Annotated in this window: 17 protein-coding genes; 6 read left to right on the forward strand and 11 right to left on the reverse strand. The window is 55.0% G+C overall.

Annotated elements, in window-relative coordinates; genetic code table 11:
* Positions 1–3 precede the first annotated feature (3 nt).
* The 3 genes from MWU60_RS17665 to MWU60_RS17675 are packed head-to-tail and all read right to left on the reverse strand — an operon-like array spanning position 4 to position 3,062.
* On the reverse strand, positions 4–1,182 hold the full coding sequence (locus MWU60_RS17665) for an MlaD family protein (protein ID WP_247228720.1): 1,179 nt from the start codon (positions 1,180–1,182) through the stop codon (positions 4–6).
* Positions 1,182–1,958 (reverse strand): ABC transporter ATP-binding protein, encoded by a 777-nt coding sequence (locus tag MWU60_RS17670; RefSeq protein ID WP_247228721.1) that lies wholly within the window; start codon positions 1,956–1,958, stop codon positions 1,182–1,184. The genes MWU60_RS17665 and MWU60_RS17670 overlap by 1 nt, the downstream gene beginning before the upstream one ends.
* Positions 1,959–3,062: an MlaE family lipid ABC transporter permease subunit gene (locus MWU60_RS17675; protein ID WP_247228789.1), complete on the reverse strand. Its 1,104-nt coding sequence runs from the start codon at positions 3,060–3,062 to the stop codon at positions 1,959–1,961.
* A 136-nt stretch (positions 3,063–3,198) separates the two neighbouring features.
* Here MWU60_RS17675 and MWU60_RS17680 point away from each other — a divergent pair, with 136 nt between their 5' ends.
* Together MWU60_RS17680 and MWU60_RS17685 are read left to right on the forward strand one after the other, a co-directional pair.
* Positions 3,199–3,342, forward strand: coding sequence for a hypothetical protein (locus tag MWU60_RS17680; RefSeq protein WP_247228722.1), 144 nt, complete (start codon positions 3,199–3,201; stop codon positions 3,340–3,342).
* A gap of 5 nt (positions 3,343–3,347) precedes the next feature.
* The gene (locus MWU60_RS17685; protein WP_247228723.1) at positions 3,348–4,508 is read left to right on the forward strand and encodes a cation:proton antiporter; all 1,161 of its coding nucleotides are present in this window, start codon (positions 3,348–3,350) and stop codon (positions 4,506–4,508) included.
* A 2-nt stretch (positions 4,509–4,510) separates the two neighbouring features.
* On the opposite strand, the gene MWU60_RS17690 is transcribed toward MWU60_RS17685, so the two are convergent.
* A complete protein-coding gene (locus tag MWU60_RS17690) occupies positions 4,511–5,671 on the reverse strand; it encodes a site-2 protease family protein (protein ID WP_247228724.1) in 1,161 nt (386 codons plus the stop codon).
* A gap of 74 nt (positions 5,672–5,745) precedes the next feature.
* Between MWU60_RS17690 and MWU60_RS17695 the strand changes: the two genes are divergently transcribed.
* Positions 5,746–6,777: a hypothetical protein gene (locus MWU60_RS17695; RefSeq protein ID WP_247228725.1), complete on the forward strand. Its 1,032-nt coding sequence runs from the start codon at positions 5,746–5,748 to the stop codon at positions 6,775–6,777.
* Here the strand turns inward: MWU60_RS17695 and MWU60_RS17700 are convergent.
* Positions 6,765–7,775, reverse strand: a complete 1,011-nt coding sequence (locus MWU60_RS17700; RefSeq protein ID WP_247228726.1) for an ABC transporter ATP-binding protein — start codon at positions 7,773–7,775, stop codon at positions 6,765–6,767. The genes MWU60_RS17695 and MWU60_RS17700 overlap by 13 nt on opposite strands.
* Before the next feature lie 21 nt (positions 7,776–7,796).
* Complete coding sequence (locus MWU60_RS17705; protein ID WP_247228727.1) at positions 7,797–8,567, reverse strand: glucose 1-dehydrogenase; 771 nt, start codon at positions 8,565–8,567, stop codon at positions 7,797–7,799.
* A 214-nt stretch (positions 8,568–8,781) separates the two neighbouring features.
* Here MWU60_RS17705 and MWU60_RS19550 point away from each other — a divergent pair, with 214 nt between their 5' ends.
* Positions 8,782–8,913, forward strand: a complete 132-nt coding sequence (locus MWU60_RS19550) for a hypothetical protein (protein ID WP_281493344.1) — start codon at positions 8,782–8,784, stop codon at positions 8,911–8,913.
* Between the two features lie 66 nt (positions 8,914–8,979).
* Here MWU60_RS19550 and MWU60_RS17710 read toward each other — a convergent pair whose 3' ends face one another.
* Positions 8,980–9,579 (reverse strand): TetR/AcrR family transcriptional regulator, encoded by a 600-nt coding sequence (locus tag MWU60_RS17710; RefSeq protein WP_247228728.1) that lies wholly within the window; start codon positions 9,577–9,579, stop codon positions 8,980–8,982.
* A 90-nt stretch (positions 9,580–9,669) separates the two neighbouring features.
* Here MWU60_RS17710 and MWU60_RS17715 point away from each other — a divergent pair, with 90 nt between their 5' ends.
* A complete protein-coding gene (locus MWU60_RS17715) occupies positions 9,670–10,197 on the forward strand; it encodes an anthrone oxygenase family protein (protein ID WP_247228729.1) in 528 nt (175 codons plus the stop codon).
* Positions 10,198–10,300: 103 nt separating this feature from the next.
* A complete protein-coding gene (locus MWU60_RS17720) occupies positions 10,301–10,513 on the forward strand; it encodes a hypothetical protein (protein WP_247228730.1) in 213 nt (70 codons plus the stop codon).
* A gap of 487 nt (positions 10,514–11,000) precedes the next feature.
* Here the strand turns inward: MWU60_RS17720 and MWU60_RS17725 are convergent, their stop codons facing one another.
* Genes MWU60_RS17725 through MWU60_RS17740 form a run of 4 tightly spaced genes read right to left on the reverse strand, consistent with a single transcriptional unit; the run spans position 11,001 to position 14,611 of the window.
* Positions 11,001–12,662, reverse strand: a complete 1,662-nt coding sequence (locus MWU60_RS17725) for a hypothetical protein (protein ID WP_247228731.1) — start codon at positions 12,660–12,662, stop codon at positions 11,001–11,003.
* 2 nt (positions 12,663–12,664) lie between these two features.
* On the reverse strand, positions 12,665–13,030 hold the full coding sequence (locus MWU60_RS17730; protein ID WP_247228732.1) for a GtrA family protein: 366 nt from the start codon (positions 13,028–13,030) through the stop codon (positions 12,665–12,667).
* Between the two features lie 20 nt (positions 13,031–13,050).
* On the reverse strand, positions 13,051–13,860 hold the full coding sequence (locus MWU60_RS17735) for a glycosyltransferase family 2 protein (RefSeq protein WP_247228733.1): 810 nt from the start codon (positions 13,858–13,860) through the stop codon (positions 13,051–13,053).
* Between the two features lie 4 nt (positions 13,861–13,864).
* Positions 13,865–14,611, reverse strand: coding sequence for a cephalosporin hydroxylase family protein (locus MWU60_RS17740; protein ID WP_247228734.1), 747 nt, complete (start codon positions 14,609–14,611; stop codon positions 13,865–13,867).
* Between the last annotated feature and the right edge of the window lie 8 nt (positions 14,612–14,619).

The following is a 14,619-nucleotide window of genomic DNA, read 5'->3' on the forward strand; positions in this document are numbered from 1 at the left end:
AAATTACCTCCGGTATTCAGGAACGCGGTTGTCTAGCAAAAACCCTGACGGGTCTTGTGCGATACGGCGGATCAAATCGTTCAAGGCCCTGACAGCCGCGCGGGCTTCGCCACCTAGTTGGCCAAAGTCGCGCATGCCGGGGCTGGCCGCGGCAATGGCAGCGCGCGCCTCGGCCACGCCTGCACGCAGGTCGGTCATAATGGCGGGCACATCGGTTGTGATCGCGCTGACCGTATCGGCCAGATCATTCAATGCGCCGCGTGCGTCCGAAAGGGCGGGGCCAAGATCGGTCGCCATGACCTCATCGGCGCGGATGAACGCCTGATCCGCATTGCCCAAAGTGGTGCGCAGATCACCGGCCAGCGGGGCAAAATCATCGGTGATCAGCGTATTGATCGCCGCGATTGCGGCACTGGCCTGATCAATTGCCGGGCCAAGCGTTTCAATGGCGGCATCAGCATTTTCAAAGGTCTGGGTGATCGCGGCAAAGGATTGATCGGCGGCGTTCAGGGTTTGCTTGCTGGCCTCACCAACCCCTTCGAAACCTTCGACAAAGCCCGTAACCTGCGCAGTTGCGGTGCGCAGCGTATCCGAGATATCGGAAAAATCGGTCAGCGCCTGCTCCAACCCGGCAGTCGCATTATCGACGTTTTGCAGGATACTGCGTACATGATCCTGATTTTCCGGCCCTGTCAGTTCTTCCAGTTGCGCGATGATCGTGGCGGCGTCTTCAATCAGCTCGGGGGCGCTGCTGACCAGTGATTGAAACGACGATTGGCGTGAAGGGATGATCGGCGGGCCATTTGCCTCTGGCGTCAACAACGCCGCCCCCGGAGATCCGCCTGACAGCGCGATATAGGCGACGCCGGTGACCCCTTGGGATTCCAGCCGCGCGACCGTATCAACGGCAACTGGCGTATTGGCGTCAATTTCAACCGCGACATAGGCCCGGCTTGGATCGTTTTCCCAAATACGGATACTTGTGACACTGCCCACGGACACCCCGTTGAACAGCACGTCCGCAGACTGATCCAGACCTGTCACATTCTCAAACAGCACGCCGTATTGTGCATATTGCCGGTCAATCTGGACACTGGCGAGCCAGAGGAAAAAGCCAAGACCCCCAAGGATACCCAGAATGGTGAACAACCCGATCATGATAAAATGTGCGCGGGTTTCCATCAGACGGCTTCCTTCTGGGCAAGGGCGGCGCGGGCGCGGGGGCCTTTGAAATAAGCCTGCACCCAAGGGTGATCGACGTCCTGCATTTGCGCCATTGTTCCGGTGGCCAACACGCGACCTTCGGCCAGCACCGCGATCCGGTCACAGATCGCATGCAGGCTATCAAGGTCGTGGGTGACGAGGAAAACAGTTAACCCCAAAGCCCGGCGCAGCTGTGCGGTCAGTTCATCAAAAGCCGCAGCCCCGATGGGATCAAGGCCCGCAGTCGGTTCGTCCAGAAACACAATCTCGGGGTCCAGCGCGATGGCACGGGCAAAGCCTGCACGCTTGCGCATGCCCCCTGACAATTCCGACGGCATCTTTTGCAGCGCGTGTTCCGGCAGACCGACCATCCGCACCTTAATCGCAGCCAAGGCTTCGCGCGTTTCATCGGATAAATCCAACTGCTCGCGCATCGGCGCTTCGACGTTTTGCTGCACATTCAGCGATGAAAACAGCGCCCCATCCTGAAACATCACGCCCCAGCGTTTGCGCAGGCGGCGGTAGTCTTCGGCACTGGTATCGCGCACGCTTTCGCCAAAGACGGTGATCTGTCCGGCGGCGGGTTTCAGAAGCCCCACAACCGCATGCAACAACACAGACTTGCCCGTGCCAGAGCCGCCAACGATCCCGATAATCTCGCCGCGCTGCACATCCAGATCCAAACCGTCATGCACCGTGTGCTTGCCAAACCGCGTAACAAGGCCGCGCACACTGATGATCGGATTATCCGTCATTCAGACCCCCACAATCGCAAAAAAGATGGAAAACATCGCGTCAGCGGTGATCACCAGAAAGATCGACAACACCACAGAGGTCGATGTCAAACGCCCGAGCGATTCCGCGTCGCCACCCACCTGCATACCTTCAAAACAGCCCACAATGCCGATGATCAGCGCGAAAAACGGCGCTTTGATCAGGCCAACGCCGAAATGCCAGACGCCCGTGTTACCGACCAAACGCGACTGGAACACGCCCGGTGACACACCAAGTTCAATCCATGACATGATGGCCCCGCCCAACAGCCCTGCAAAGTTCGCGATGATGCCCAGCACTGGCAGCATAAGGATAAGCGCGATGACGCGAGGGGCCACCAACACCTCAATCGGATCAAGGCCAAGGGTGCGCATGGCGTCGATTTCCTCGCGCATTTTCATTGACCCAATCGCGGCGGTAAAGGCAGACCCCGACCGCCCCGCCACGATGATCGCGGTCAACAGGATGCCAAGTTCGCGCAGGATCGAGATTGCGATCAGATCGACCACGAAAACCTCTGCTCCGAACTGGCGTAACTGGGCCGCCCCCTGAAACGCCAGCACCACCCCGATCAGGAACGCCATCAGCGCCACGATAGGGACCGCATTCAGGCCAACCTGCTGCATATGATGCACAATCGCGGTCCAGCGGATGCGGGCAGGGTGCAGGAGCAGCCCTGCGATTGTTGCAACTGTCTGCCCCAGAAATCCAATGATCGCCAAGGCGGTCCGAAAGGCCGAAACTGTCTTGCGACCCAGCTGATCCAGCCGGTCGGCAAGGGTCATGCGCATGACACCGGCGCCATCCTTTGTTGGCATGTTTTGTCGCAAGGTCGCCAGCAGATCAGTTTGTAAGGGACTGGCCCCGATAATCCGAGGGGAAAGCCCCGCGTCCTGCAAACGGCGTTCTAGTGTCACCACCGCCCAAGCGCCCGCGGTATCAAATTGCGCGACCCTGCTGAGGTCGATTGTCTGTGCAAGGCCCTGCCGCAGATTCAGGCTTTCGATTGTGCCAATCAGCAAGTCACCTTCCAGCACAAAAACCCCGTCGGTCAGGGATATCTGCGGGACGGGCCCTTGGGTCATGGAAGTTACTGCACGCGTTGTCATCTGGACGCTTTACGCAGCTTCCGCCAGAGGCGTTTTGATTAAAGTCAATCGGGCGCTGTGACGGTGGCGTAATCTGCACCGAATGAAACAACCCCCGATAAAGAGGTCCGCTATGAAATTTCTTCCCTTGTTTGCCCTGATCTTCATCGTCAGTTGCGCCGAAGACCGCTATCCTGTGTCCGGCGAAGAATGTGGGCCAAATGACCCGGTGCTGACCCTTGATGCGGCAGATTGCGCCATACCAACCCTGGGCTAACGGCAGTGCATGCCGCATCCCTGATCGCCCTTGGCGCGTTATTTCTTGGGGGGCTGATCGCCGATACTGTGTCACGCAAAACAGGGCTTCCTCGGGTGACCCTGCTGTTGATCTTTGGGCTGGCAGTCGGCGAGGCCGGGTTTGCCCTGATCCCCGCTGATCTTCAGGCGTGGTACGATTTGCTGACCGTGATCGCGCTGACGATGGTCGCGTTTTTGTTGGGCGGGGGATTGCACCGCGACACGCTACGCCAGCATGGGCGGGCGATCATGGCGATCTCTGTGGCGATTGTGTTGGGCACACTGGCCATTGTTAGCGTTGGTTTGACCGCGATGGGCCTGCCTTTTGGGCTGGCGCTGTTGATGGCGGCAATCGCAACAGCAACGGCACCGGCAGCAACCAGCGACGTGATCACGCAATCAGGCGTGAATAACGGCTTTACGCAAACATTGCGCGGGATTGTCGCGATTGATGATGTCTGGGGGCTGGTTGGCTTCAGTCTGGTGCTGGTGATCGTGGCGCAGCTGCAAGGGCATCAGGATCTGGTGGGGCTATCGCATGCGGCATGGGAAATCGGCGGGGCGATCACGCTGGGTCTGGTGATTGGCGGGCCTGCGGCGATGCTGACGGGGCGGTTGCGCGATGGCGAACCGCTTCAGATCGAAGCGCTGAGCCTTGTTTTTCTGTCCGCCGGTTTATCGCTGTGGTTGGAAGTGTCCTTCCTGATCACCGGCATCGTGGTGGGGGCCGTGATCGTCAATCTTGCCACGCATCACACCAAGGCATTCCACGAAATCGAACATATCCAATGGCCCTTTGTGGTGTTGTTTTTCATTCTTGCAGGCGGCGCGCTTGATATCGCAGTGGCTACAACACTGGGCGTTATCGGGCTGGCCTTTGTGATTTTGCGCACCGTTGCGCGCATCATCAGCGGTTGGGTTGGTGCACAGATCGCAGGTGTGCCCGCCCGTGAAGGGCGGTGGTACGGGGCGGCACTCTTGCCGCAGGCTGGGGTGGCAATAGGGATGTCCCTGATCGCCGCACAACGCTTTCCTGACTGGGGGCCGCAAATCATCGCGCTGACAATTGGCACAACGGTCGTGTTTGAACTGCTGGGCCCGGTCGCCACACTTATCGCGATCAGACGCACGCAAAAACAGGCCTGAGCCTACCAGACCCGCGCGGTGGCTTTGTCAGCAGAATGCAAATGTCCGATCAAATTTGCCAGCGTGACCACCCCTTGCAGCTTGTGGTCGTCGACCACCAGAAACTTGCGGGTGCCGGTTTGTGCGATCAGGGTCATCAATGCGTCCACCGGCATGTCAGGCGGGATCGTTTCGGCCACATCAAGCCCGGCAAAAACATCGCCGACGCGTGTGCTGGTCCAGTTATCGCGGTCAATGACGGACAACACATCTTTGTCGATCTGGCCGATCAAAACGCCCTCTGCGACCACCGGGGCAAAGCTGATGCGATGCTTCAGCATGACCTGATTGACGAATTCAGAAAGAGTAACTTCCGGCGAGACGACAACCGGGTTGGGGATCATCACCGCCGCAGCTGTCTTGCCTTTAAACGTGCTTTGCATCAGCTGATTTTGATACGCTGATCGGGCCGCGGCCAATACGAAAAGGCCAATCAGAATATACCAAAGCCCGGCAGGCAGCCCACCCTGAAGCACCGCCAGCCCCCCAAGCGCCATCAAAGCGTAGCCAAAGACGGTCCCTGATTGCGCTGCTGTTTTGGTGGCCTTCAACACGTCACCGTTGCGGTGCCAAAGATAGGCGCGCAATACCCGCCCTCCATCCATCGGAAAAGCAGGCACCATATTAAAGATCGCAAGGATCACATTGATCGTGGCCAGATAAACAAGGACCATTGTCAAGGCGGCGGACACGCCCGTTGCTTGCGTCAGACCGCTGATGACCCAGAACACCAAGCCCAAGGCGATGCTCATCGCCGGGCCAGCGGCGGCAATCCAAAACTCGGCATTGGCCGAGGGCGGTTCATTTTCCAGCTCTGCGACACCGCCGAACAAAAACAGCGTGATCGCCTTGATCCGCACCCCAAACCGGCGGGCGACGACCGAATGGGCCAGTTCATGCAGCAAAAGCGAACCGAAAAAGCCAAGCATCGCGATAATGGCGAGCGCCAGATAGGTCGCCCCGGTTTGTCCGGGCAAAGTGACAGGAAAATACTGGGTCGCGAGGGTCCAGGTGATCAGCCCGGCAATCAGGAACCAACTGGGGTCCAGCTTGATTTCAAATCCACCCAGATCAAAAAGCCTGATCGCGTTTGAGAACATCGTATCGCCTCGCGTTTGTTCCAAGACTAGCAAAAGCCCGCGGGCAGCAGATTGAGCAATATCAAGGCAGAGGTCCGCGAATGCGGCAGGACGGGCCTATGAGCATCCCCGCCACAACCCTGACCAGCAGCCTGCTGCTGTTTGCCCTTTGCGCTGGGGTTGTCTGGTTTGCAGGCGCGCGGCTGGCCTATTTGGCCGACGCGCTGGCGGACCGCTACAAGCTGGCCAAATCGCTTGTGGGGTTGCTGTTCTTGTCGCTTGCCACATCCTTGCCCGAGGTTGCCACAACCCTTTCCGCAGCCGTCAGTCAGGCACAGGACCTTGTGCTGAATAACTTGTTTGGCGGGATTGCCTTACAAACCGCGATCCTTGGGCTGGCGGATTTTTGGGCGCGGGGGGCGATCACCAACTACCCGCGCAAGGCCAATCACGCGCTTGAGGCGACGCTGCTGGTGCTATTGTTGTCGATCACCCTGATCATCACGGTTATCGGCGAACCCGTCGCCTTGTTCCAAATCGGCCCCGGCAGTGCATTTATCGCGCTGTGTTATGCGGGCACGATCTGGCTGCTGCGGCGCTATGATGGATCAAGCGACTGGGTGCCTGTCGATCTGCCTGATCCAGAGGCAAAGCCGTTTTTGGCGGTCAAGGACGATGGACCCAATCAGTCCTTGATCCTTCAAGCTGTCGCGGCCTGCTTGGCCATTTTGGTATTCGGTCTTTTGCTGGTGGTTCTGGCCGAACGGATCGCCGTACAATCAGGGCTTGGCACAAGCTTTATCGGGGTGACGCTGCTGGCGGGTGCGACGTCTTTGCCGGAACTGACCACCAGCATCACCGCCGCCCGCATCGGCGCTTATACGATGGCAATCTCGAATATCTTTGGCAGTAACCTGATCATGCTGGTCTTGGTGTTTCCGGCCGATATTCTGTTTTATGGCGGGCCAATCCTGCAAGGCACCTCGCCAACTGTCAGCCTTGCGCTGGCCTTTGGGATCGCGGTGACTGCGATCTATCTGGTCGGGCTGATCGTGCGGCGCAAACCGCGCATCGGGGTGCTGGGGCTTGATTCCGTGCTTGTGATTGGCACGTTTCTGGCAAGCTTGGCGGCATATTACTATGTGAGGTGAACTTGAATCCGGTCCCCTTGCGCGTCAAAAAGCACAGCCATTTCGTCATCAAAATCAAGCTTGATCGGCGCGCCCCTTTCAAACTCCCATTGCCCAACCAACCGCACGGTCAGGTTGCTGTCTGCCCCGATATCCACAATTACATGGGTGTCGGTCCCTAACCTTTCGTGATGCAGTACCTTACCCGGCAAACGGCCATTGTCAGCAAGGTGCAGATGCTCTGGCCGCACCCCGATCGAAGCTGCACCTGATCCGGGTAGTAGATCACCGTCAATGAAATTCATCGCAGGCGATCCGATGAACCCCGCCACAAAGCGATTGTTCGGGGTGTTATAAAGGTCCAGCGGCGCGCCAACCTGTTCAATCCGGCCCTCACGCATCACCACAATGCGGTCTGCCAGCGTCATCGCTTCGGTCTGGTCGTGGGTGACATAGATGATCGGGGTTCTGAGGGTGCGGTGCAGGTCTGCAATCTCGATCCGTGTATTCATCCGCAGGCCAGCATCAAGGTTCGAGAGGGGTTCATCAAACAAGAACATCCGCGGCTTGCGCACCAAAGCACGCCCCAAGGCGACCCGCTGGCGTTGGCCACCCGACAGCTCGGATGGTTTGCGATCAAGGTAATCGGTCAGTGACAAGATACCCGCCACATCAGTGATCCGTTGGTTGATCTCGTCGCGGGTCAGACCGGCCAGATCCAACGCAAATTCAAGGTTCTTATAGACGGTCAAATGCGGGTAAAGCGCATAAGACTGAAACACCATCGCGATGCCGCGTTGGGCCGGGGACATGTCGTTGACGACCTCTTCAAACAGCGCAATGTCGCCTGCGTCTGGCATCTCAAGCCCGGCAATGACCCGCAGCAAGGTGGTTTTGCCACAGCCAGAGGGGCCGACGATGACAATGAACTCACCATCCTCGATGGTCAGGTTCACATCAATCAGGACATGGTTGTCACCATATGATTTCTGAATGTCGGTCAGGCGCAACGCAATCATGTTTGACCTCTTGTGACGCCGCTATTGGGCGACATAACCGCCATCAATCGGGATCGCCGTACCGGTGATGAAAGACGCGCGCGGCGAACAAAGCCAGACGATCAGGTCGGCCACTTCTTGCGGGGTGCCGATGCGGCCCATGGGATGCAACGGGTCCATCATTTCAGCCGAAGACTGTGCGCCAGCGGTTGCCTGATCGGCCAAAGAATCCAACATCCGCGTATCAATCCCTCCGGGGCAAACCGCATTTACGCGAATGCCGGCTTTGGCATACTCAAGGGCCGCATTCTTGGTCAGCCCGATCACCCCATGTTTGGAGGCAACATAAGGCGACAAGCCCGCAAACCCGATCAGACCGGCAATAGAAGACAGGTTCACGATTGTGCCACCACCAGATTTAAGCATTTCAGCGATTTCAGCCTGTAGGCACAAGTAGGTGCCTTTCAGATTGATCCTGATGATTGCGTCAAAATTATCCTCTGGCTGGTCGGTGAAAGGGGCGATCTTGCCCTCGATACCGGCGTTGTTCACGGCGCAATCTATCTTGCCATAAGCCGCGATTGCCTTGGCAATCAGGGTGCCGACAGCATCGGGTTTCGACACATCAGCGGCGACATAGATGGCCGTACCACCTGCCTTTTCGATCATTGCAACGGTTTCCGCGCCACCTTTGTCATTAACGTCGGAGACAACAACCCTGGCCCCCTCTGCGGCAAATGTCAGGGCCGTGGCCCGCCCGATACCCGCAGCACCACCGGTGACAAGTGCGGTTTGATCCGTAACCAATCCCATAACGCGCCTCCTTCGTTGTGATTATCAAGGTCAAGTCTGCCACAGCCCCCACTTGCCCGATTGAGCGATGTCAATTGCGTGATGCTGCGCAGGCGGGCATAACCCAGCAAACCGCAACTGCGCATTTGGGCAAAATGACCGCAGGCTATTGGGGATGCGCGGGTGTCTGCTATCTTTGGTCTATCGCAGACAGACACGAAGGAGCAGCGAATTCTTGGATCAAGTGGAGGCTACCAAGGGTCAGGAAACGTTCTACTATACCGATGATGCGCAGCGTAACGAGGCGTTGAACACCATACCGGATGTTGGGGCCAAGGTTGCAATCAATGGATCAATGCTGGGCTGATTTGCCACCAAATTGATGTGCAGTCTGCAGGCGGTATGGGCTGTGCCATTATGATGCCTTGTTCGTCTACGGCGCAGTCCACTGTTTGAGCAATGAAACTGCCCGCGCAGACCGCACGTCGCAGAATTGGGCCGTAGGGGGTGGGATCGTTCCGATCACACGACGTATCTGAAGGTCGCCAACAAGCAGGTCGAGGTAAAGAGCAACCGCCTGATCGCTGTGGTCATAGTCAAGCTGGCCCGAACGTTTTGCACGCTCCAGCACCTGTCGCACGAGAGGCAGAACGGTTTCGCGTCCCGACTGTGACAACGCCTGCCCTAATGCCCCGCTTGGGTCTGCGGCGGCGGCGCGGTTCAACGCGATTGCACGCGGTCCCAGAAGAAGCGTCAACAGTTTGGGGCCCAAAAGTTCAAGGATCTCAAGGGCATCACGCTTTGCTGACAGTTCTTGTTCCAACAATGTTTTGACCTGAGTAGCGTTGCGTACAACCAGAGCATTGAACAGCCCCAGTTTGTCACCGTACCAATTGTAGAGTGTCTCATTCGAGGCCTTGGCCAAACGCGCGATGCCTTGCATCGACGTACCTGCAAAGCCGTTTTTTTCCAGCAACTGATAGGCGGCGGCTTCGATCTCTTCCTGACGGTGGGATTTGGTTTCGGGACGCATCGTCGTTTCCTTCAGTGTTGACAGTTACCGTAACTGGTATTACGGATACCCGCAACCGTAATTACAATTACGTATTTAGGAGATTCTATGATGCCCCGCGCTCAACATGCACCGCTACCCACTGGAATGATCTTGCTGGCCTTGCTTTCGCTTTTGCTGGTTGGCGCGATATTTGGGTTCTTCTATGCATGGGTATGCTCGACCATGTGGGGATTGGATGCTGCCGACCCTGCGGTCGCAATTGCAGCGATGCAGGCCATGAATGCCTCTGTGCGCAACGCCGCCTTCGCACCTGCATTTTTTGGAACGCCCGTCGTTTTGATCCTCACGGCACTGGTTGCGCGGGCCCAAGATCGCAGCAGGTCTGCGGCGGCATTCCTTGGTGCCGGCCTTGTCTATCTGCTGGGTGGTCTTGTGCTGACGATGGTCGTGAATGTCCCGATGAACGAAGCCTTGGCCTTGGTTGTTATCCCTCAAGACGTCGCGGCCGCACAGCAAATCTGGACCGAGTACTCTGGCACATGGCAGGTCTGGAACACCGCCCGCACGGTCGCCAGCGCAGTTGCAGTTGTCTTGACCGGCCTCGCGCTCATGCTTTTGAATGAGGTAAATGACTGATGGATTATTCGCTTTTTTGCATTCTGTTTGGTGGTGTTGATCACGGTTGCAACACCGGGCCCGACAGCTCTATTGGCCCTGACAAACTGACGGCGCGAATTTAATGGGTCCTGACCCTAAGGTGATCGTTCTGCTGACGTCGTTTCTGCCTCAATTCGTAGCCGTTGAGATGGGAAACATCAGCACCCAGACTTTTGTCCTTGGTTTCTTGATGTATCTGAATGGCCTTATCTGTTTTACCAATAATGCATTGGGTGCAATCACCATAATGGCACAGGTTGTCAGGCGCTTTGGATCGCAGAACCTCTCTTTCTGAGGTGGAGATCTGGCAGGAGGAACGATGCCAGGCGTTGGAGCTTGCATGCTTGTTGCTCCGGTAAAATGCTTACTTGGGGCGCAAAGTACCTAGAGTCAGGACTGACGATTGCCATTGGTCATGAAATGGACCCAGGCTTACAAGTATTTTAACATAACTTACCTTATCGGAACTCGTTAATGGCAGAAGCACATTTACGATCATCTCAAGCTGATGTCCGCTTTTGTTTGCGAGGCCAGTTACAAAGGGCTGCTACCGACACCAAAAGTCGCCCGATCCGTTTCATTATCACCGCAGGTCAGGTCAATAGCTACACAGGTGCAGCAGCATTGCTGAAGGGCGTGCATGGTCGTGGCGTTCCCATGACGAATTTGCCCCAAAAATGCAGTCCTCCATTTTGAAAAACGGATCGCACTATCAACCCATTGGATCAGAATTCTAAGGCGATCCAGTCTGGGAGACAAGGATTCAAACCAAAGAGCGGACTTTAAAAGCTACTGAACAATCCATCTTCCGAGGAAGGTTCACTTGGTCGTTCAACGTCAAAAATCAGTTGTGAACTGGTGGTGGCAGCCACGCTATACTCCGTTGCATCCAGTTGAATTACACCGTTGGGCCTTAAGGAATTTCCGTCGATGACAACTGGCGCCTCAGCAATTAACCTATAAGTTCCTGAAATCAATATATTAATACTGTCATCTTCTACTTCGATCGTTTTCCCCGGTAAATAAAGAGGTCCCCAAAAGCGGGTATAGTTATCTTGCAGTAGTGCCATGTCAGCAGATAACAGGCCTAACGCACGGGATTCAGACTGAGCAGGCGACATTCGATCCAGTTGAAGGTGCCACGTGTTTGCCAGTAAGAACTGAGGCTGATGTCGTTCTATAAGCTCGGCCATGATAGGACGACCGTCACGTCTATAATCCGTCATCCCCCAAGTGCTCATGAAAGGTCCGCGTTTCGAAAAGGATGAAACCATTGAACGCCCGTCTATATATGACGGCTCATCAGGGAATATACGATGGATAACATCAAGGGTCGTACGTTGTCGGTCAATGGGTTTCTGCACATATTCAATTGTCACGACCAAAGTACAAAGACAGGCCACAGCGGCAACCGTCACGGCGATCTTAGCGCTGTAACGACGTCTTAGATCGTCCCAGGCGAAGCCGACAATAACCATAACCGGTGCGAGGATGAACGGATAATAATATGGGTAAGTATCTCGATAGACAAAAGCGGAAAGAAGCGGCGTGACCAATGCAAGCCCAAGCAAACCTTCCGTCCGGCTGACCGGATCCCGCAGACGTATGACGAGACCAAAAAATCCAAATAACCAAAGAGCAACGAAAACAAGATTCTGCATAAATGCGTCACGAAGATACTGAATGAGGATCATATAGTTTTGTGGGGCCAAAGTGCTGTCTGCTGTACGGCCAAGGAATTCAAACGGCGAAGCGACGTTATGAAATGTCATGGCATGTCCGAAACTCAACCCGACAAAGGAAAGCAAGGCAACGATCCCGATCAGGAGGGTTGTCCCTGCGCCCTTCACCATAGATCCAACCTTTGCCCAGCGGATCAAAGTGATTGCAGCAAGTGCTGGCACATAGAAAATCGCTTTGATCGTAAAGAAGCCCGCCAGTCCGACCAACACACCAGCCGCCAACGCACGACGGGTCGAAGGATTACCGGATATCACCAGACACAAGGCGCACATCATGGCACTTGCTGCCAGCGGATCCGTCCTAAGCGACACACCGTGGACAAAATTGTAGCTAAACCCCCAGTAACACAGGATTACAAAGAAAGCGCCTTCCGTCGAGACAAGAGCACGCGCTGTCTTCCAGATCGCCGCGGAGGTAAGAATACCAACGCCAAAATACACCAGGCGCGCTGCGATGATTTGGTCAGCTTCGTTGCCAGACACCCACGTGACCCAGCCAAAAATATGGACAAACCCCGTTTGAAGAATTTCGCGCAGCTCACCACGTTGATGATCATAGATCATCGAAAGATTGAGATATTCGTCCCAATTGGCCTCATGCACGAATACCATTACAAGCCGCATTATTGCGACGGCAAGCAACATCAAAATGAGAGCTGTTTGCACTTTGGGCAAAAAGTTCTGTGCAGTCTGAGATGGCACTGTTACGACCCTTTGAAGACGATGAACTTTTGCAAAATAAATGAAACCAGCACCACCGGAAGGGTCGCAATAAGCCCAGCGGAATAATAGCTCATATCAAATGTTACGAGCAATCTGATGACCGCGATATTCAACAGATAGAGCAAACACCACATAAAGAGAAACGCCGGAAAACGGCCCCTGAGTTGAGATTGAAAAACCAGCCTGCCTTGCGTGAAGAAACTGACGCATATACCAAAAACCAACGCGACAAAACTGGCAACATAGTACGTCAGCCCGAGGTAAATCCCGAAGGCGTAAACCCCAAAACCAACCATTGTGTTAAACGCACCAACGACACCAAACCGCACGAATGTGTTCTGTAACATCGTTGCAAAATGTCGAGGAGTTATCTGCACCTTGTGATCAGTCTTTGGTATAGGCCAAAGATCCTCTTTTGTTGGCTAACAACAAAATTTACAGCACTCAAACGCACGTATCCCACGGGCCCGACGGTGATGTCGTATTTCTTCGCAAGCTCCAAGAATTCATTCCGCGCCTTTGACAACAAAGACCACGTCATGTTTGTGTCTCCGTAACGGTTCGCGATAAGCGGTTTCGGGATGTGCAGCGCATCTTGGTGACGCGATAACGCCCAACTCAAATCAACATCCATCGCATAATAAAAACGCGAGTCGTATCGCAATGCGCCCAAACTTGCATGTCGCACCCCAAGGGGAATTCCAAATTGGTTGCGCGCTGTGCTTATAGTCTTTGCTCCGGCCATATCGGCTGAAAAAAAGTGGCCACGTCGAAAGGTACGCTTTGCAAGCTGTCGACGCTGCGGATTTACATAAAGCAGATCACAGTAAACCGCTGCAATTGTTGGTGCCGCCACCAGTGCATCGCGCGCAAGCAGCAGGGCATCGGGGTCCGCCAAATAGTCGTCATGACACAGTAAGACGTAAAACTCTGTCTCGACAAAATCCAAGATCGCGTTGAAATGATCTTGCATTGGCAGTGTCTTTTCTTGCGTTATCACGCGCAGATTCAGTCGATCTTTCCATTGATCAAGTATCTCAGCCGTCCCATCCGATGACGCGTTGTTACTGACGACGACTTGGATATCTTCCAGCGTTTGATCGGCCACAGATTGCAACGCCTCAGCTAAAAAAGTGGCCCCATTGTAGACCGGAATAAGGACAGAGAACTGCGCCACTATCCTAGCCAATACACTTTAGAAAACCTTCTTTTGCGACTGTGATCTGCAACTTTGTATGCCGATCCTCATCGATCTCGAATCTGTCATCGTCTTGCAGAAATTTATGAATAGCCGTCAACGGATTGTCACCGGGACCCCATGGGCGTTCTCCTATTGCATCGTGGGGCAGCTCTTCGATGAGCGTATCAAAGACAACCATATAGCTGTCTTTGGTAACCAACGGCGCATAGGCCCGCAGTTCTTCTAGGACGTGGTCGTGGGTGTGGTTTGAATCAAGACAAACAAGGATTGATTTGCGCCCGGCTGCACGCGATTTGACCTGTTCAACGATGGTCTTGTCGATGCTTGAACCTTCAATCATGTGCAACCGCTTTGACATTGGGTGCGTTTCGATTGCCTGCCGGTTGTGGTCACGTATGTCAATGTCGATTGCGACTACTTCGGCATCGGCTGGTCCGCCACACATGGCATTCAGTTCAAGCAATGATGTGTAGAAGATTGCGGATCCGCCTCTTGCGATCCCCGTTTCGACAATCAGGTCTGGCTTGATACTCCAGACCAGTTCCTGCATTGCCACGACGTCCTGTGGATACTGAATGATGGGTAGGCCCATCCAATCAAACTGATAGGAATACTTGCGTTCTTGAGCGTGATGCAGCCAAGCACTTGTCTTGTTTGCAAATTCTTTGTCATCGCCAATTGCCGCTATATTGTCATTTCGTTCGGTTTGAAAAACGTCGTCTACCATGTCTGGCC

It is taken from the genome of Yoonia sp. F2084L (assembly GCF_023015625.1).
Classification (GTDB): domain Bacteria; phylum Pseudomonadota; class Alphaproteobacteria; order Rhodobacterales; family Rhodobacteraceae; genus Yoonia.